The organism is Betaproteobacteria bacterium (assembly GCA_009377585.1).
Classification (GTDB): Bacteria; Pseudomonadota; Gammaproteobacteria; order Burkholderiales; family WYBJ01; genus WYBJ01.
In genome coordinates, this window is record WHTS01000026.1 from 12,898 (window position 1) to 30,973 (window position 18,076).

Genomic DNA, 18,076 nt, shown 5'->3' on the forward strand with positions numbered 1-18,076 from the left:
GCGGTAAGCTGAGTGCCTGATCCTAGACCGAACCGCCATGCCCGACAAGCCCAGCAGCCTGCGCGAATACGTCGACGACATTATCGACGACGCGCTCGCACGCTGCACCGCGTGCGGCCGCTGTTACGAGGTCTGCCCGATGTCGGGCTATTCGCAGGCGCTGGAAGGCGCCGCACCGCGAGAAGTCGTCTCGCAAGTGCTCGGCGTATTGCGCCGCGAGCCGGATCGAACCCTCGGCCTCGAATTCATCGGCATCTGCACCCAGTCCGCCGCGTGCATTCCCGCCTGCCCGGAAGGCATCAACCCCATGCTGATGTTGCGTGCCGGGCGCATGGTCGCGCTCGGCTCGCTCGGGGATCCGAAGCAGATCGAGGGCCGCGAGGAGCCGCAGTTCTTTCGCAAGATCGACACCTATGCTGCGCTCCAGCTCGACGATCGCGAGCTGGGCGAGTGGCACGACCGGAGGCTGCCATGAACGATCAGGTCGTTTTCTGGTATGGCTGCAACGTGCTGCGCCATGGCGACATCATCCATAGCGCCCTCGAAGTGCTGCGCGCGGCAGGGATCGATCCGACCCCGGTCGGAGGCCCGGGCTATTGCTGCGGCAGTCCGAAGGACGCCAATCTGCGCGCTGCCGAGGGCATGGCCGTGCGCACGGTGGAGAAGTTCAACGTCATGCCGCAAGGGCAGCTGGTCACATGGTGTCCGTCGTGTCACCGGCACATGGGCGCCTTCATGACGCAGTACCAGGAGGCCAACTTTTCGACCGCGCATATCACCCAGATTCTGCATGCGCGCCGCCGCCAGCTTGCCGAACGCATGACCCAGCGCGTGGAACGCCGCGTGGTGCTGCACCAGCATTTCGGTTTTCACGAAGTCGACGTGAATCCCCTGGTGCAGGACCTGCTGCGCATCGTGCCGGGGATCGAAGTCGTTGCGAGCGCGCACGCTTCGCCTGGGCACATGTGCTCGGCGCTGGCGCCGGTGCCGGAAGCGATGAAGGACAATACGCACCGGGTGTGCGAGGCGGCCCGCGAAGCGCAGGCGCAGGACGTGGTCACCGTGTTCCACTCCTGCCAGCGGCTGCTGTGCGGGCTCGAGGCGACCGAGCCGTTTCGCGTCGTCAACTACATCACCGTGCTCGCCCAGGCGTTGGGCTACGAGCACGCCGACGAGTACAAGCAGTGGAAGAACGCGGGTTCCGCCGAAGCGGTCGAGGCCCTGGTCGGCGCCGAGCGCATCGAGCGGATCGGGCGCGAGCGGTTCGAGCAGGTGCTGCCCGATATCCTGCGCAAACCCGCGCGCTAACCCGAAATCGATCTACGACCACGTCATTGTTGGCTCGCTCGACTGCGAATCGTCGCGCTCAATGCCCGGTGGATGGTGCGCCGCTCGCATGTCGCGACACGTTCGGTGCGGCCAGCCGCTCGAGCATCACGTTCACGCAGGCCGGCTTGCCGGACGCGAACGCGCGCCCCAACGCAGCCGGTAGCTCGGCGCTGATTTGCACCAGCTCGCCGTGCCCGCCGAGTGCTTCGACGACTTCGTCATAGCGAGTCGGCAGCAGCTCGCACCCGACTGCGCGCGCGGCGCCGTAGCTGTTGAGCTGAATCTGGTGCTCGGCATTCCAGCAGGCATCGTTGCCGACGATCGCGACCAGCGCCAGCTTGTTTCGCACCGCCGTATCGAATTCGGCCATGTGAAAGCCGAATGTGCCATCGCCGAGGAGCACCGCGACAGTGGCCTCAGGGTGCGCGAGCTTCGCCGCTAAGGCGAACGGCAGCGCGGAGCCGATGGACCCCGCGGGGCCGTTGATCAGCCGCAGCGGCGCATCGACGCAGGCCTGCGCCCATTGCCCGAACTCGCCGCCGTCGATCACCACGACGTGCGACGGCGATTTGGCCAGCGCGGTGGCCACGGCACGTCCGACCTCGGCCGGGTGCAGCGGTCCCTCGGCCCGGTTACCCGCAAGCGCCCAGGCTGGCGGCCGAAAGGTTACGGCTGCTTCCACTTCGCTGGCCCAGCCGGCATCGCCTCGACCGTCGATGGGCATCGCCGCGAGACAATCCAGGGCCGGGATCGGATCGGCGCGCACCGATCCGGCGATGCGGCCCGGGTCTCCGAGCGCATGCTTCGCCCGCGCCAGCACCGCTTCGTCCGGATCGATCTGGATGAATCGGCAGTCGGGCGCGAAGGCGGGAGCGCGACCGAAGCGCAGCGTGAAATCGAGCTTCTTCCCCAGCAACAGCACCAGATCGGCCTGCTGCAGGGCTTCGGCGACCGCACCGAGCGCCGGGTCGTTGACGCCGCGCGGGCTCTCCATGCCGAGCACGGGGATGCCGCAGGCTCGAGCCAGGGCTTCGCGCTGCGTTCGCCCGCGCATTCCCGTCAGCATCGGACCGGCGATGATCAAGGGCCGGCGCGCTCGTAGCATCTGCGCTGCGATTTCGCCGCCCACACCGGCGCTCAAGGGTTGCAGCGCAGGCAGGAATGCGCCGGCGCTCGGCAGCGCCGTTTCGCTGCGGCTCGCTTTCGCTTCCAGCACGTCGAACGGCAGGCTCAGGTGCACCGGCCCGGGTCGGCCGGAGCGGGCGATGCGAAAGGCACGAGCGATGTCTTCGCCCAAGGTGCCGGCGCTTTGCGCGGTCCACGACGCCTTCACGACCGGGGCCGCCATGTCGGCCTGACGCATTTCCTGGAACGCATCCATGCCGAGCTGCGCAAGCGGCGCGTGTCCCGACAGCAGGACCAAAGGTGAATCGGCTGCGGCCGCGGTGTACAAGGCGCCGATCGCATTGGCGTGTCCCGGTCCTCCGGTCACCAGCGCGACGCCCGGGACTTCGGTGAGGCGTCCCCAGGCGTCGGCCATGTGAACCGCGGCGCCTTCGTGCCGAACATGGACGATCTCCAATCCGGCGTCGAGGGCCGCATCGTAGACCGGCATGATCTGGTTGCCCGAAAGCGAGAACAGGTAACGCGTTCCGGCCCGCGCAAGGCTGGCGGCAAGAACGTCTGCACCGCGTAGCGAATCGCTCATCGCCGATCCTGGCCTCGAAAAGGTTTGCGAGCAGGTTTACGAACAGGATTACGAACTGGAGGCCGGCGTGCGTGCGACGACCCAGCCCTCGACGCGCACGGCTCCAGCCCTGCGCAAAACCGAGGCGACTTCGTCCAGCGTGGCGCCAGTGGTGAGCACGTCGTCCACAACCGCAACCGACTGACCGCTGAAATCCTGCACGCACACGAATGCGCCGCGTACGTTGCGGATGCGCTCGGCGAGCGGCAGATCGCTCTGCGCCTGGCTATGCCGCACCCGCACGCAGCCCTGTGTCGAGAGCGGTATGCCGAAGTCGTGCGCTAGCAGGCGGGCCAGCTCGAGCGACTGGTTGAAGCCCCGTTCGCGCAGGCGTTGCTCGCTCAGCGGCATCGCAACGATCACGTCGACCTCGGCCGCTTCGCGCTCGATCGTCGTTCGCATGAGCTCAGCGAGCAGCGGCGCGGCCGCCAGATGCCCGGAAAACTTGAAGCGCTGGATCAGCCGATCGAGCGGGAAGGCATACTCGCATGCCGCCAGGGCCCGATCGAAGCGCGGAGGATGAGCCAGGCACGCCCCGCAGACTTCGCCGCCGAAGCTCGGCACGGCGCAACGCGGACAGCGCTCGCCAGGCAAATAAGGCAATTCGTCGCGGCACGCCAGGCAGAGATTGCTTCGCGCCGCCGGTGCATGGCACAGCAGGCACAACGGCGGCAGGGCATGCTGCCGCAGATGAAGGCAGTAGTTTAGAATCGACCTGCCTGCATTGACCAATGACCACTCCACTCCTGGCTGGAAATGAACACACCCATTGTAGACGAAACCAGGGCGCTCGCCGCCGAGGCGCCGCGGCGCTGGCGCGCGCGCGACATCGAAGCGCTGTTCGAGGCTCCGTTCAACGATCTCGTCTTTCGCGCGCAGTGCGTGCACCGGCAGCATTTCGATCCCAACGAGGTACAGCTCTCGACGCTGCTCTCGGTCAAGACGGGAGGCTGCCCGGAAGATTGCGGCTATTGTCCGCAGTCGGTGCGCTTCGATACCGGGGTTGCAGAGCAGGACGTGCTGCCGGTGGAGCAGGTGCTCGCCGCGGCGCGCGCCGCACGCGAAAACGGCGCAACCCGCTTCTGCATGGGCGCCGCGTGGCGTGGGCCCAAGCAGCGCGATCTCGAGCGCGTGATCGACATGATCCGCGCCGTGCGTGAGCTCGGGCTGGAGACGTGCGCCACGCTCGGCATGCTCAAAGAGGGTCAGGCCGAGCAGCTGGAAGCCGCCGGGCTCGACTACTACAACCACAATCTCGATACCGCGCCGGATTTCTACGGCACGATCGTGCATACCCGAGCGCAGCAGGATCGGCTCGATACGCTCGCACGCGTGCGCGCTGCGGGGTTGCACGTCTGCTGCGGCGGCATCGTCGGCATGGGCGAATCGCGCGCTCAGCGCGCGGGCTTGATCGCGCAGCTCGCCAATCTCGATCCGTATCCGGAGTCGGTTCCGATCAATCACCTGGTTGCGGTGCCCGGAACGCCGCTCGCGGATACGCCGGCGCTCGATCCGCTGGAATTCGTTCGAACCATCGCCTGCGCGCGCATCACAATGCCGAAAGCGCGCGTGCGGCTCTCCGCGGGGCGCTCGGAGATGTCCGAAGCGGTACAGGCCTTGTGTTTTCTCGCCGGCGCGAACTCGATCTTCTACGGCGAGAAGCTGCTCACCACGGGCAATCCGGCCGCCGAGGCCGACGCGCGCTTGCTGGCCAAGCTCGGCCTCAATCGCGCAGCCGGCAGCGTCTGAACCCGAGGCCGTCATCGAACCGGCGCGCGCGCACGCCGTGACGGCGCGAAAGTTCGACGACGCTGTCGAAGCAACTGCGCGGACTCCGTTCGGCCGCTTGCTCGAGGAAGAACTGAACGCGCTCCAGGCCGCGGGACTCTACCGCACGCGCGCTTGTCTCGACGGCAAGCAGGGCGCGAGGGTCGCGGTCGGCGGCCGCGAGCTCGTTTCCTTCGCCTCGAACGACTACCTGGGATTGGCAGCCGATGCGCGCATCATCGCGGCCGCCCGGGCCGGGGCCGGGCGCTACGGCGTCGGGGCGGGCGCATCGCACCTGCTCTACGGTCATGGGCGCGCGCACGAGGAATTGGAGGCGGCGCTCGCCCGCTTCACGGGCTATCCGCGCGCGCTGTGCTTCTCCACCGGCTACCTGGCCAATATCGGCGTGATCAGCGCGCTGTGTACGCGCGAGGACGCGGTGTTCGCCGACAAGCTCAACCACGCTTCGCTCAACGACGCGATGCTCCTGAGCCGCGCGCGCTTCCATCGCTACCCGCACCTCGACCTGGACCGGCTGGAGCATTTTCTGCGCGCCTCGCGCGCGCGGCGCAAGCTGATCGTGACCGACGCGGTCTTCAGCATGGACGGCGACCTCGCCCCGGTGCCCGAGCTGGTGCGCTTGTGCAGCCGCTACGATGCCTTTCTGCTGCTCGACGATGCGCACGGGTTCGGTGTGCTGGGCGTGCACGGCGCAGGCGCACTCTCGCATTTCGGCGTTGCGTCCGAGCGCATCGTCTACATGGGTACGCTTGGCAAGGCCGCCGGCGTATACGGCGCGTTCGTCGCCGCCGATGCTGCGCTCGTCGATTTGCTGGTCAACAGGGCGCGGACTTACATCTATACGACCGCGACACCGCCGCTGCTCGCGGTCGCGTTGCTCGAGAGTCTGGAGATCATCCGCAGCGAGGATTGGCGTCGCGAGCATCTCGCCCGCTTGAGCGCCATGCTGGTCGCGGCGCGCCCGACGCTGCCCGGTTCGCTGCTGCCTTCGTGCACCGCCATCCAGCCGCTGGTGCTCGGCAGCGCGCACGCCGCAACTCGGGCAATGGGCGTGCTTGCCGAACATGGGCTGGTCGTTCCGGCCGTGCGCCCGCCCACCGTGCCACGCGGCAGTGCCCGACTGCGCATCTCGCTTTCGGCCGCGCATAGCGTCGCCGAGGTGGAGCGGCTGCTCGCAGCGTTGCGCCAGCTGCCGCGGTGAGCGAGATCGCGCATCCGGACAAGCGCTGGCTCAGGCGTCGCTTCGATCGGGCCGCGCCGACGTATGAAGCAGCCGCCGCGCTGGCGCACGAAGTGGCCGGCCGCATGGCCGAGCGGCTCGAGCTGCTGCGCGCCGTGCCGAGCCGTGTGCTCGATGCCGGCAGCGGCACGGGCCATGGCGCTCGCCTGCTGCGCCGGCGCTACCCGGGATCGGTCGTGGTCGAGGCGGATTTCTCCCTGGGGATGTTAGCGCGCTCGGCGCGGCGCGCCGGCTGGTGGCGCCGCGGTCTCAGTCGAATGACAGGCGCATGGGAGCCGCGCGTTTGCGCCGATGTCGAACGGCTGCCTTTCGCCGACGCGTCGTTCGACATGGTGTGGTCGAACCTGGCGCTGCAGTGGCTCGGGGCGCAGCAGGATGCCCTTGCCGAGCTCTATCGGGTATTGCGGCCCGGCGGGGTGTGCCTGTTCAGTACCCTGGGGCCCGATACGCTGAAGGAATTGCGTGCGGCTTACGCCCAGGCGGACAGCTACGTTCACGTGCATCGCTTCATCGACCTGCACGACTATGGCGACATGCTGGTGCACGCGCGCTTCGCCGACCCGGTCATGGACATGGAGTATTTCGCGCTGACCTATCCCGACGTGCAAGCGCTGTTGCGCGAGTTGAAGGCGGCGAGTGCGGGCAACGCCGACCCGGGGCGAAGGCCCGGCCTTACCGCCAAGGTGGCCGTCGCGCGCATGGAAGCGGCGTACAGCGCGTACCGCCGTGACGGTCGCGTGCCGGCGACGTTCGAGGTGATCTACGGTCATGCATGGCGTCCGGAAACCTCGCGCACCGCAGCTGACGGGCGCGCCGTGGTCGCGTTTCATCACCGGCCGGCGCGAGGCCTGCGGTGACCGGGCAAGCGAACGGCGTGTTCGTGACCGGAACCGATACCGGCGTCGGCAAGACCGAGGTCGCGTGCGCGTTGCTGCGCATGGCAAGCCGGATGGGTTGGCGCGCCGTCGGCATGAAACCGGTCGCGGCCGGCGCTCGTCGTGTGCGCGGACGCTGGCGCAACGCCGATGTGGTATCGCTGGCGGAAGCGAGCGGTGTGCGCGTGCCGAATCGATTGCGTAATCCCTATCTCCTGCTGCCCCCGGTCGCGCCGCACATTGCCGCGTGCGAGGCGGGCATCGAATTGCAGATCGGGGCGATCGTGCGGGCTTACCGGGAGCTTGCTCGGCGTGCCGAATGCATCGTGGTCGAGGGCGCGGGCGGTTTTTGCGTGCCGTTGAACGCGCACGCGCACATGGGCGATCTCGCCGCGCGCCTGCGCTTGCCGATCGTGCTGGTGGTCGGCATGCGCCTGGGCTGCATCTCGCACGCGCTGCTCACTGCCGAAGCGATCGAGCACCGAGGGCTCGAGCTTGCGGGCTGGGTCGCGAACCGGATCGATCCGGCGATGCGGCGCTATCGCGACAATGTCGCAAGCCTCGCTGCGCGCCTGAACGCGCCGCTCTGGGGTGAAGTGCCGTTCGTTGCCGAGCGACGCGCGCGTCGGCGCGCGCTCGAGCGCGCGCTGGAGCCGGCGCGGCTTGCGCACTGGCTCGCGCCCAAGGCTTCCGCATCGCGCGATAAGACTTGAATTCTCCAGCGGTTTTGTTGCGCCTCGAAGGAGCCGTGTGCTAAAGTTCGCAGCGCTCTCAGGCAGCCTTCGCTCACGCACGCGGTGCTGTGACGGTTTCGGATCAGTGCCATGCAAGACGGCTCTGCTGCGGATCACCCGGTATTCTCACTGACAGCCAAGCGCAACTGCTCACTGCAGGACGCTGGCCGTTGGCGGGCATTCTGGCTCCTCGCCCTCGTTTCAGGGCTGATCGCGTCGGCGTTTGCGAGCATCGGAGCTTGGCCGATCGCGCCGTTCGCGGGTCTCGAATTGGCCGCTGTGTATGTCGCGTTTCGCCGCTTTGCGCGCGATGCCGGCGATTACGAACGAGTGACGATCCAGGGCGATCGCTTGATCGTGGAGTCGAACACCCGCGGGCGGATGCGCCGATTCGAGTCGAACCGGCTGTGGACGCAGGTGGTGGTACGGAAGGACGTGTGGAGTTGCCAAGTCGCACTTCGCTCCCACGGCAGGGAGATCGAGTTCGGAACGCTTCTGAGCGATGGGGCTCGCCTGGCCGCAGCCCGTCAGCTCCAGGATCTATTGCGGGTTCAGCGATGACACGAAATTCAGGGTTGAAAAAACAAACGATCGGCTCGTGCTTGACGGGCGCGTTGCTGGCCGCATCGGCTGCGCCGTGTTTCGCCGCCGCTACGCATGCCCGCTACAACCTGCAGGAGCCGAATAGCCTGCTGGGCCAGGACATCTACGATCTGCACACGCTGGTCATGTGGATCTGCACGGTGATTTTCGTCGGCGTGTTCGGCTTCATGCTCTATGCCATCGTGAAGCACCGCAAATCGGCCGGGCATCAGGCGGCACACTTCCACGAGAACACCACGGTCGAGGTCATCTGGACCGTCATTCCGTTCGTCATCCTGATCGGCATGGCGATACCCGCGAGCAAGACCCTGATCCATCAGCGCGACACCTCGGCGGCCGATCTCACCATCAAGGTCACCGGCTATCAGTGGAAATGGGGTTACGAATACCTGAACGGCGAAGGCGAGGGGATTTCCTTCTACAGCACGCTTGCCACGCCGCGCGAGCAGATCGACGGCACTGCGCCCAAGGGTGAGAACTACCTGTTGGAGGTCGACCAGTCGCTGGTCGTTCCGGTCGGGCGCAAGGTGCGCATGGTGGTCACGGCCGCCGACGTGCTGCATGCCTGGTGGGTTCCGGCGCTCGCCTCCAAACAGGATGCCGTCCCGGGGTTCGTGCGCGATACCTGGTTCAAGGCCGAGCGCGAGGGCGTGTACCGGGGCCAGTGCGCGGAGCTCTGCGGCAAGGAGCACGGATTCATGCCGATCGTCGTGCAGGTTCTCTCCGCGGAGAAGTACGCGCAATGGGTGAACGAGCACAAACCGAAGACCGATACAGCGGCGGTGGATGCCAACAAGACCTGGACGTTGGACGAGCTGGTGGCGCGCGGCGAGAAGGTGTTTGCCCAGAACTGCGTGGCCTGCCACCAGGCGAACGGGATGGGTGTCCCGGGCACTTTCCCGGCGCTCAATGGCTCGACGGTGGTCAAGGGGCCGAAGGAGAAGCAGATCGACATCGTGCTCCGCGGCGTGGTGCACGACGGCAAGCCGACCGCCATGCAGCCGTTCGCGCAGTTGTCCGACGCGGATCTGGCCGCGGTCATCACCTACACCCGAAACGCCTGGAACAACAAGAGCGGCGAGATGGTATCGCCCGCGGATATCAAGGCGGGCCGGTCCAGGGGCACGGCTGCGGTCGCTCGCTGACGCGCCACTGTCTGGAACAGGATTCAGGTATGGAGTTGTCCCATGAGCACAGCGGTTCACGATCATACGCACGGGCATGACGATCACGCGCATCACCCCACGGGGCTGAAGCGCTATCTCACCACGACCAACCACAAGGACATCGGCACGATGTACCTGTGGTTCGCCTTCTCCATGTTCCTCGTCGGCGGGGCGATGGCGATGATCATCCGCGCCGAGCTGTTCCAGCCCGGCCTGCAGATCACGCACCCGGACTTCTTCAACCAGATGACCTCGCTGCACGGGCTCATCATGATATTCGGCGCCATCATGCCGGCCTTCGTCGGCTTCGCCAACTGGCAGATTCCGATGATGATCGGCGCGCCCGACATGGCGTTCCCGCGGCTCAACAACTGGAGCTTCTGGCTGCTGCCTCCGGCCGCCTCGCTGCTGGTCGTTTCCATGTTCGTTCCGGGCGGCGCGGTTGCCGCGGGCTGGACGCTCTATCCGCCGCTCACCGTGCAGATGGGCATGGGCATGGATTTCGCCATCTTCGCCATCCACATCATGGGCATGTCCTCGATCCTCGGCTCGATCAACATCATCACGACCATCCTCAACATGCGCGCGCCCGGCATGACGCTGATGAAGATGCCGTTGTTCGTCTGGACCTGGCTCATCACCGCGTATCTTTTGGTGGCCGTGATGCCGGTGCTGGCGGGTGCCGTCACCATGCTGCTGACCGACCGGCACTTCGGCACGCATTTCTTCAACCCCGCCGGCGGCGGCGACCCGGTGCTGTTCCAGCACATCTTCTGGTTCTTCGGCCACCCCGAGGTGTACGTCATCGCCATCCCGGCCTTCGGCGTGATCTCGCAGGTGATCCCGGCGTTCTCGCGCAAGCCGTTGTTCGGCTATACCTCGATGGTCTACGCCACCGCCTCCATCGCGATACTGTCCTTCCTGGTGTGGGCGCACCACATGTACACGACCGGGATTCCGCTCGAGGCGCAGCTGTATTTCATGTATGCAACCTCCCTCATTGCCGTTCCGACCGGGGTGAAGGTGTTCAACTGGGTGGCGACCATGTGGAAGGGCTCGCTCAGTTTCGAGACGCCGATGCTGTTTGCGATCGGCTTCCTGTTCCTGTTCACGATCGGCGGTTTCACCGGCCTGGTGCTCGCCATCACGCCGGTGGACATCCAGTTGCACGATACCTACTACGTGGTCGCCCACTTCCACTACGTCATGGTGGCCGGCGCGCTGTTTTCCGCTTTCGCCGGGATCTATTTCTGGCTGCCGAAGTGGATCGGCCGGATGTACGACGAAAGGCTCGGCAAGTGGCACTTCTGGCTGTCGTTCATCACCTTCAACATGGCGTTCTTCGTGCAGCACTTCCTCGGGCTCGCCGGCATGCCGCGGCGCATTCCCGACTACGCGCTGCAGTTCACGGACTTCAACATGATCTCCTCCATCGGCGCCTTCGGCTTCGGCTTGTCGCAGGTGTTCTTCCTCTATATCGTCGTGAAGGCGATCCGCAGCGGGGAAAAGGCGCCGGCCAGGCCGTGGGAGGGCGCGGATACCCTGGAGTGGACGCACTTGCCGTCGCCGGCGCCGTATCACAGCTTCGAGACGCCGCCGGTGGTGAAGTGACAGCGATGAGTGCCGCCGCCATGAACAAGGAGCGTGACCGCAAGAAGCTGCTCACCTTGCTCAGTATCGGCCTGGTCGTTCTCTTCTCGCTTGCCGGGCTCGTCTACAAGGTTCTTCATTTCGGATGACGCAAGCACCGGAAAACCGCCGCATGCTCGTGCGCCTCGCCGTCTTCGCAGTGGCGATGTTCGGCTTCGGCTTCGCCATGGTGCCGTTCTACCGCGCCATCTGCGACGTGACAGGGCTCAACAGCCTTACCAAACGCGACTCGGCGCCGGCCAACACGCAGGTCGATACCAGCCGCTGGGTGACGGTCGAGTTCGACGCCAATACCCGCGGCTTGCCGTGGACGTTTGCGCCTGGCAGGCGCAGCATGCGCGTTCACCCGGGCGAGCTGGTTCACGTCGTCTACGAAGTGCGCAATCAATCGCAAAGGGCCGTTGTCGGCCAGGCCATTCCGAGCTACGGCCCGCAGATCGCAGCCGGCTACTTTCGCAAGCTGGAGTGCTTCTGCTTCCGGAAGCAGCAGCTCGAGCCCGGCGAGACGCGCCAGATGCCGGTGGTGTTCGTGGTCGACCCGTCGCTGCCCAAGGAAGTCGCCACGGTGACGCTTTCGTACACCTTCTTCGAGCTGAACGCGGCGACCCCTGCCGCCGTATCCGGCAGGGTTTCGGGATGATCTCGATGAGCGCATCCGAGCCCAACGGCAATGCGAGTGCGGCCAAGGAAGCCGGTCCGCCGAAGCGGCGGGCCAATCCGTTGGATGTGGCCAAGACGGTGCTGAGCGGCTTCTTCGGCGTGGGCCGGCGCGGGCATCACGAATCCGTCAAGCTGACGCCGGTGCAGGTCATCATTGCTGGGCTGATCGCGGCGGCATTGTTCGTCGGTGGCCTGCTGTTGCTGGTGAATGTCGTTCTGAGCTGATTGCCCCGGTCGGCTGACCGGCGAAACGGGAGTAGGAGTAGAACATGGCGAACGTCAACGTCTCACCCGAGCGCTATTACCTGCCCGAGCCATCGAAGTGGCCGATCACCGGCTCGCTCGCGCTTGGGCTGCTCGGCTTCGGCGCGGCCTTGACGGTGAACTTTCTGCCGATTGGCTACGTCCTGCTCGCGCTCGGCTTCGCGGTGCTGATCTACATGATGTTCGGCTGGTTCGGCACGGTGGTGCGCGAAAGCGAGTCCGGCAAGTACAACAAGCGGGTCGACATCTCGTTTCGCTGGGGGATGAGCTGGTTCATCTTCTCGGAGGTGATGTTCTTCGGCGTCTTCTTCGGTACGCTCTACTACATGCGCGTGCTTTCGGTTCCCTGGCTGGGGGAGATCGACCAGAAGCTGCTCTGGCCCGAGTTCTCGCCCGGCTGGCCGGTCTCAGGCCCCGGCATCGCGGAGAAGTTTACCCCCATGGGCGCCTGGGGCATCCCGGCGCTCAATACGCTCATCCTGCTCACCTCCGGGGTCACCATCACGCTGGCGCACTGGGCGCTGAAGAAGAACAATCGTGGCGCGCTGGTGGGCTGGATGATGGCGACCGTCGCGCTGGGGCTGACCTTCCTCGGCTTTCAGTTCTACGAATACGGCCACGCCTACAGCGAGCTGAACCTGAAGCTCACCTCGGGTGCGTATGGCGCGACCTTCTTCATGCTGACCGGGTTCCACGGCTTCCACGTGACGGTCGGCACGATCATGCTGATCGTGATCACAGCCCGCTGCATGAAGGGGCACTTCACGCCGGAACACCACTTCGGCTTCGAGGGGGTGGCGTGGTACTGGCACTTCGTCGACGTGGTCTGGCTGTTCCTGTTCATCTTCGTCTACTGGCTGTGAAGGTCGTGGCGTCGTCCGCGATTGCCCGCGCGTAGGCGTTCGAGGGCGTTCCCGGTCGGGGGCATTTCCTGTCGCCGAAGAGTGCCGCCACCTCGGGTGCGGCGTTTTCGTCGCCACCGGGCGCGTCAGCCCAGCCGCTCGCCGATCAGGCCGAAATAGTGCCCGAGCATGAGCAATGCGAACACGCACACCGAGAGCACGATGCGTACCGTCAAGGCTCGTAGCGTGCGGTCCGAATTACCCTGATCCCGGACGAGGAAGAAACCGGCGGAGAACAGGCTGCCGGCGATGAATACCATGAACAGAATGACCAGAATCTTCACGATCATGACCCGGATGCGGAGCGTTCAGTCTAACTGAAGGCTTTTGCGCGATCCAACGCGACATGGCGCCGCGCCGATTCAACCCTTCCCTATGGAGCACGTTGGCCGCTGTGGCCGGCGTCGCGGCCACGATCGGGCTCGGCTACTGGCAACTGGGACGAGCTCAAGAGAAATCCGAGCTGCTGGTTGCGCGCGAGGCGGCCGCGCAGCAGCCGCCCGTCCAGCTCGGCCAAGCTCGGGTCGACGCGGCAAGTGTGGAGGAGCGCCAGGTGGAAGCTCGCGGGCGGTTCGTCACGCGTGGCATGGTCCTGCTCGACAACCGCGTGCGCTCCGGCTTCGCCGGCTACGAAGTGATCATGCCGCTCGCGCTCACAGGTGGGGAGATGCACGTATTGGTCAATCGGGGCTGGGTACGGGGGACTGGAGATCGCGCGCGGCTGCCCGAGATCGACACGCCGGCTGGGGAGGTTCTCGTCGCAGGTCTCGCCGTCGTCCCGGGGCGCAAGATCTACGAGCTGTCGGACGACCGGGTCGAAGGACAGGTGTGGCAGAACCTGACGCTCGAGCGCTATCGCGCCCATACCGGGTATGCGCTGCAGCCGATCATGATCCAGCAGACGAACGACACCGGCGACGGTCTCGCGCGCGAGTGGCCGACACCCGCTCGCAGCATCAACGTGCACCGCGGCTACGCGTTTCAGTGGTTCGCGTTCGCCGTGCTGATCGCAGTCGCCTACGTCTGGTTTGCCCTGCGCCGTGACCCCGCGAAACGTTAACCGGCTGAAGCTTCTGGGCATAGGGGCGCTGGCGCTGCTGCCGGTCGTGGGCTCGTACCTGTTGTACTGGTTCTGGGTGCCCGAAGACCATACCAACTACGGCACGCTGATCGAGGCGCGTCCGCTGCCGCACGCGCCCCTCACGCTCGTCGGTGGCAAGCCGTTCAACCTCCAGCAGCTGCGCGGACGCTGGCTGCTCGTCGTGATCGATTCCGGCGCCTGTTCGCCGGACTGCGAGAAAAAGCTGTGGATGATCCGCCAGGTGCGGCAGGCGCAGGGTGAGGAGCTGCGCCGCGTGGAGCGCGTCTGGTTGATCCACGACAGCCGGACACCGGATGCACGCCTGGGACAGGACTATGCCGGCACCTGGTTCGTCGAGGCGCAGGCCGAACCGATTCTCGAGCTCTTCGGCCCTCAAGGCACTCGCCGTAACCACATCTACCTGGTGGATCCGCTGGGGAACGTCATGATGCGCTTTCCGGAGAATCCGGAGCCGCGGCGCATCATCCGCGACCTTGGCCGGCTCCTCAAGTATTCCAGCGTCGGTTGACGCGCGCCGACTCGGTGCGAGGCCGATGCGCGCAGTGAGATGCTAGAATTCAACCTCTGATCGTCGCTACATTTCAACTCACCTCATCCCCATGTCCGAAAGCGCCGTCTCCCATCGCAGCAGCGGGCGAGCCCAGCAATTTCTCCAGCTCACCAAGCCGCGCGTCGTATCGCTGATCGTGTTCACGGCGATGATCGGGATGCTGCTCGCGCAATCGGGTGCGGTGCCGCTCGAGCCCTTCGTGTTCGGAACGATCGGGATTGCGCTGGTGGCCGGAGCCGCGGCGGCGTTCAACTGCCTCGTCGAGCAGAAGATCGACGCCGTCATGCTGCGCACCCAGCGCCGCCCGCTGCCACGCGGAACGATCACAAGCGGCCAGACGCTGCTGTTCGCGGGCGTGATCGGCGGCCTCGGGCTGCTCCTGCTGTACCAGCTGGTCAATCCACTCACCATGTGGCTCACGGCGGCCACGTTCGTCGGCTACGCGGTGATCTACACCCTGGTGCTCAAGCCGCTCACGCCGCAGAACATCGTCATCGGCGGCGCGTCGGGCGCGATGCCGCCGGTTCTGGGCTGGGCCGCGGTCACCGGCGAAGTGAGCCATGATGCGCTGCTGCTGTTCCTGATCATCTTCGCCTGGACCCCGCCGCATTTCTGGTCGCTGGCCCTCTACCGCCGCGACGACTACGCCAAGGCGGGCGTGCCCATGCTGCCGGTGACGCATGGCGATCGCTTCACGCGGCTTTCCGTGTTGCTCTACACCATCATCCTGACTGCAGTGACGCTGCTGCCGTTCGCCACCCGCATGAGCGGCCCGTTCTACCTCGCCTGCGCGCTAGTTCTGGATACGATCTATCTTGCCTACGCGGTGCGCATCGTCACGCATTACAGCGACGCGCTGGCGCGGCGGGCGTTCCGGTACTCGATCGTGTACCTGTCGGCCCTGTTCGCGGCGCTGCTCACCGACCACTATCTGCCGCTGTAATGCGCGCCAGGTTGCTGCCGGCACTGCTCGTCGCGGTGAGTTTTCTGGCCGGATGCGCGCCCGAAACCTTCCACGCGACCGACATCACGGGCGCCGGATTCGCCCGCACGCTCGAGCTCACCGGGCACGACGGCAAAGCGCGCAGCCTGGCCGATTTCCGCGGCAAGGTGGTCGTGGTGTTCTTCGGCTTCACCCACTGCCCGGACGTATGTCCGGGAACGCTGGCCAAGCTCGCAGAGGTTTCCAGGCGCCTCGGGGACGCTGCGGACAGGATGCAGGTTCTGTTCGTCACGGTCGATCCCGAGCGCGATACGGCCGAGGTGCTGTCGCGCTACGTGCCGGCGTTCGATCCGCATTTCGTCGGTCTCACCGGCGATGCGGCCGCGATCACGCGCACGGCCAAGGAGTTCAAGGTCGTCTATCAGAAGCAGCCCGGCAAGACGCCGGAGACATACACCGTCGACCACTCCTCCGGCACGTTCGTGTTCGATCCCGAAGGCCGCGTGCGACTGTTCGTGCGCCACGATCAGCCGGTCGAGGACCTCGTCCACGACATCCGGCTGCTGCTCTGAACGGATTGCGGATAGAAAAAAGGCAGGGAAACGATCCCTGCCTTCTTTCGGGGTGGATGCCTGCTTTTTTGTGGTGAAGCGCGTTACGCCGCCACCAGCTCGCCCATGGCCGAGCGTATGCGCACAATGGCTTTTTGCTCGATCTGGCGAATGCGTTCGGCCGATACCCCGAACTCGGCTGCCAGCTCGTGCAACGTCGCGGTATCCTGTTCGCGCAGCCAGCGGGCCTGGATGATGCGCCGGCTGCGATCATCGAGCGACTCGAGCGCCGCCGCGAGCCCTTCCTTGCGCAGTTGCTCGGACTCGGCATCTTCCAGCAGTTTGGACGGTTCCGCCGCCGGATCGCGCAGGTAGCCGATCGGGCTCAAGCCCTCGTCGGCATCGTCGCCCACCGGTTCCAGGGCGATATCCTGCCCGCCCAGGCGGGTTTCCATCTCGATAACCTCCTGCTTCTTCACGCCGAGCTGCATCGCCATCGAGCTGACTTCGGCGTCGCCGAGGGTGCCGAGCCCCTGGCGCAGGCTGCGCAGATTGAAGAAGAGCTTGCGCTGCGCCTTGGTGGTCGCGATCTTGACGATGCGCCAGTTGCGCAAGATGAACTCGTGGATCTCGGCCCGGATCCAGTGCATGGCAAAAGACACCAGGCGCACACCGCGCTCCGGATCGAAGCGTTTGACCGCCTTCATGAGGCCGATATTGCCTTCCTGGATCAGGTCCGCCTGCGGCAGGCCGTAGCCGAGATAACCGCGTGCGATGGCCACCACGACCCGCAAATGCGAAAGCACCAGCCGGCGCGCGGCGTCGAGATCGTCGTGCTCGCTGTAGCGGCGCGCGTAGGCCGTTTCCTCCTCCTGGGTCAGGAGGGGAAAGCGGTTCACCGTCTGGATATAGCTCTCCAGGCTTCCCGCGCCGGAGGGGGTAGGCAGGGCAACAAGACCAGTCATTGTTCCGCTCCTCAAATGCGCCGCAAATGTTAGCACTCTAATATTGAGAGTGCCAGGCGCGAAAAGTTTCCGCCAATGCGGCTCCGCACCATGGGCTTAGCGGCGCAACTCGCGCGCCCTGGCAGCCCGGGTTGCACAGAGCCAGGCGGCCGCGCAACCCAGGGCGGCACCCACGCCAAGAACGCTCCCGGCACTTGCCCAGGGCAACGGCTGCAATTCCAGCATCGTTCCGTAAGTAATTGATAAATTGTCGAACTCTTGAGAGACAAGAGCATGGATCGCAGCGATCAGGGAAAGCGCGATGGCCGCACCGAAAAAACCCTGAAGCGCACCAAAGTAAAGGTAAGGACGACGCAGAAAGGCGTCGGTGGCCCCGATCAGGCGGGAGAGCTCGATTTCCTCCTGCTGCTGCAACATTTGCAAGCGCACGGTATTGAATGTCACCGCCAGCATGGCGAGTCCGAGCAGCCCCCCCAGGCCGACTGCGGCAAGCCAGCCGGTGCGAACCAGCGCATCCAGCTTTTGCGCCCAGTCGGAGTCGACTTGCACCCGGGCGACTCGCGGCCAGCCCGCGACCTCGCTGCGCAGCTCGTCCAGGCGGCGCGTGTCCAGGGCGGCCAGGCGCAGCGTGAACGCGTCGGGAAGCGGATTGTCGGGCAGGGCGTCGAGGACATCGGCCAGCGCAGCCGATTGCCGCAAGCGCTTCGAAGCTTCCACCCGCGAAATGAAACGCACGTCCGCACCTTCGATCCGATGCAGGCGCTCGGCCACCTGCTCGATCTCCGCCGGAGCCGCATCGAGCGCGAGGTAGATCGACATTTCGGGCGTGGCGGGATGGCGCGCAGCAAAACTGCGGACATTCTCCACGGCGAGCACGAAGGCGAGCGGCAGCGCCAGCGCGATCCCGAGCACGCCCGATTCGAACAAGGCCGCCAGCGGGCGCCGGGCATAGCGGGCGAGCGCCCGCCGAGCGGCATAGCGGTGGGCAGCGAGCCAGGATTTCACGC

At 65.8% G+C, this 18,076-nt stretch carries 20 protein-coding genes and 1 pseudogene (1 of these 21 cut by a window edge); 16 read left to right on the forward strand and 5 right to left on the reverse strand.

Annotated features, from left to right (window positions below):
* The first annotated feature begins 37 nt into the window (after window positions 1-37).
* Together GEV05_10890 and GEV05_10895 are read left to right on the forward strand one after the other, a co-directional pair.
* Window positions 38-475 carry a hypothetical protein gene (locus GEV05_10890; protein ID MPZ43893.1) on the forward strand — a complete coding sequence of 146 codons (438 nt, stop codon included), beginning with the start codon at window positions 38-40 and terminating at the stop codon, window positions 473-475.
* Window positions 472-1,308: a hypothetical protein gene (locus GEV05_10895; GenBank protein ID MPZ43894.1), complete on the forward strand. Its 837-nt coding sequence runs from the start codon at window positions 472-474 to the stop codon at window positions 1,306-1,308. The genes GEV05_10890 and GEV05_10895 overlap by 4 nt, the downstream gene beginning before the upstream one ends.
* A gap of 58 nt (window positions 1,309-1,366) precedes the next feature.
* On the opposite strand, the gene GEV05_10900 is transcribed toward GEV05_10895, so the two are convergent.
* Together GEV05_10900 and GEV05_10905 are read right to left on the reverse strand one after the other, a co-directional pair.
* The gene (locus GEV05_10900; protein ID MPZ43895.1) at window positions 1,367-3,037 is read right to left on the reverse strand and encodes a thiamine pyrophosphate-binding protein; all 1,671 of its coding nucleotides are present in this window, start codon (window positions 3,035-3,037) and stop codon (window positions 1,367-1,369) included.
* Between the two features lie 48 nt (window positions 3,038-3,085).
* Window positions 3,086-3,751, reverse strand: coding sequence for a ComF family protein (locus GEV05_10905; protein MPZ43896.1), 666 nt, complete (start codon window positions 3,749-3,751; stop codon window positions 3,086-3,088).
* Between the two features lie 81 nt (window positions 3,752-3,832).
* On the opposite strand from GEV05_10905, the gene bioB reads away from it, so the two are divergent.
* From bioB to GEV05_10955, 10 genes are all read left to right on the forward strand, one after another.
* Window positions 3,833-4,825, forward strand: a complete 993-nt coding sequence (gene bioB / locus GEV05_10910; GenBank protein ID MPZ43897.1) for a biotin synthase BioB — start codon at window positions 3,833-3,835, stop codon at window positions 4,823-4,825.
* 97 nt (window positions 4,826-4,922) lie between these two features.
* Complete coding sequence (gene bioF / locus GEV05_10915) at window positions 4,923-6,065, forward strand: 8-amino-7-oxononanoate synthase (protein ID MPZ43898.1); 1,143 nt, start codon at window positions 4,923-4,925, stop codon at window positions 6,063-6,065.
* Window positions 6,062-6,961 (forward strand): malonyl-ACP O-methyltransferase BioC, encoded by a 900-nt coding sequence (bioC, locus tag GEV05_10920; GenBank protein ID MPZ43899.1) that lies wholly within the window; start codon window positions 6,062-6,064, stop codon window positions 6,959-6,961. Before bioF ends, bioC begins: the two co-directional genes overlap by 4 nt.
* Window positions 6,958-7,692, forward strand: a complete 735-nt coding sequence (gene bioD, locus GEV05_10925; GenBank protein ID MPZ43900.1) for a dethiobiotin synthase — start codon at window positions 6,958-6,960, stop codon at window positions 7,690-7,692. Before bioC ends, bioD begins: the two co-directional genes overlap by 4 nt.
* 111 nt (window positions 7,693-7,803) lie before the next feature.
* Entirely contained in the window at window positions 7,804-8,274 is a 471-nt protein-coding gene (locus GEV05_10930; protein ID MPZ43901.1) for a DUF2244 domain-containing protein, read from the forward strand.
* Window positions 8,271-9,461, forward strand: a complete 1,191-nt coding sequence (gene coxB, locus GEV05_10935) for a cytochrome c oxidase subunit II (protein MPZ43902.1) — start codon at window positions 8,271-8,273, stop codon at window positions 9,459-9,461. Before GEV05_10930 ends, coxB begins: the two co-directional genes overlap by 4 nt.
* Before the next feature lie 42 nt (window positions 9,462-9,503).
* The gene (gene ctaD / locus GEV05_10940; protein MPZ43903.1) at window positions 9,504-11,093 is read left to right on the forward strand and encodes a cytochrome c oxidase subunit I; all 1,590 of its coding nucleotides are present in this window, start codon (window positions 9,504-9,506) and stop codon (window positions 11,091-11,093) included.
* Between the two features lie 124 nt (window positions 11,094-11,217).
* Window positions 11,218-11,772 carry a cytochrome c oxidase assembly protein gene (locus GEV05_10945; protein MPZ43904.1) on the forward strand — a complete coding sequence of 185 codons (555 nt, stop codon included), beginning with the start codon at window positions 11,218-11,220 and terminating at the stop codon, window positions 11,770-11,772.
* A gap of 5 nt (window positions 11,773-11,777) precedes the next feature.
* Window positions 11,778-12,017 carry a DUF2970 domain-containing protein gene (locus GEV05_10950; GenBank protein ID MPZ43905.1) on the forward strand — a complete coding sequence of 80 codons (240 nt, stop codon included), beginning with the start codon at window positions 11,778-11,780 and terminating at the stop codon, window positions 12,015-12,017.
* A 44-nt stretch (window positions 12,018-12,061) separates the two neighbouring features.
* Window positions 12,062-12,919, forward strand: a complete 858-nt coding sequence (locus tag GEV05_10955) for a cytochrome c oxidase subunit 3 (protein ID MPZ43906.1) — start codon at window positions 12,062-12,064, stop codon at window positions 12,917-12,919.
* Between the two features lie 125 nt (window positions 12,920-13,044).
* Here the strand turns inward: GEV05_10955 and GEV05_10960 are convergent, their stop codons facing one another.
* Window positions 13,045-13,248 carry a twin transmembrane helix small protein gene (locus GEV05_10960; protein ID MPZ43907.1) on the reverse strand — a complete coding sequence of 68 codons (204 nt, stop codon included), beginning with the start codon at window positions 13,246-13,248 and terminating at the stop codon, window positions 13,045-13,047.
* 56 nt (window positions 13,249-13,304) lie between these two features.
* Between GEV05_10960 and GEV05_10965 the strand changes: the two genes are divergently transcribed.
* The 4 genes from GEV05_10965 (at window position 13,305) to GEV05_10980 (ending at window position 16,125) form a co-directional block, all read left to right on the forward strand.
* Entirely contained in the window at window positions 13,305-14,018 is a 714-nt protein-coding gene (locus tag GEV05_10965) for an SURF1 family protein (protein MPZ43908.1), read from the forward strand.
* Window positions 14,019-14,022: 4 nt separating this feature from the next.
* A complete protein-coding gene (locus GEV05_10970; protein ID MPZ43909.1) occupies window positions 14,023-14,568 on the forward strand; it encodes a hypothetical protein in 546 nt (181 codons plus the stop codon).
* Between the two features lie 91 nt (window positions 14,569-14,659).
* Window positions 14,660-15,553, forward strand: a complete 894-nt coding sequence (locus GEV05_10975; GenBank protein ID MPZ43910.1) for a protoheme IX farnesyltransferase — start codon at window positions 14,660-14,662, stop codon at window positions 15,551-15,553.
* Window positions 15,553-16,125: a redoxin domain-containing protein gene (locus tag GEV05_10980; GenBank protein ID MPZ43911.1), complete on the forward strand. Its 573-nt coding sequence runs from the start codon at window positions 15,553-15,555 to the stop codon at window positions 16,123-16,125. The genes GEV05_10975 and GEV05_10980 overlap by 1 nt, the downstream gene beginning before the upstream one ends.
* 83 nt (window positions 16,126-16,208) lie before the next feature.
* Here GEV05_10980 and rpoH read toward each other — a convergent pair whose 3' ends face one another.
* Both rpoH and ftsE read right to left on the reverse strand, forming a co-directional pair.
* Entirely contained in the window at window positions 16,209-17,069 is an 861-nt protein-coding gene (rpoH, locus tag GEV05_10985; protein ID MPZ43912.1) for an RNA polymerase sigma factor RpoH, read from the reverse strand.
* A 96-nt stretch (window positions 17,070-17,165) separates the two neighbouring features.
* Window positions 17,166-18,076: pseudogene (gene ftsE, locus GEV05_10990) on the reverse strand (cell division ATP-binding protein FtsE) (it continues 1,054 nt past the right edge of the window).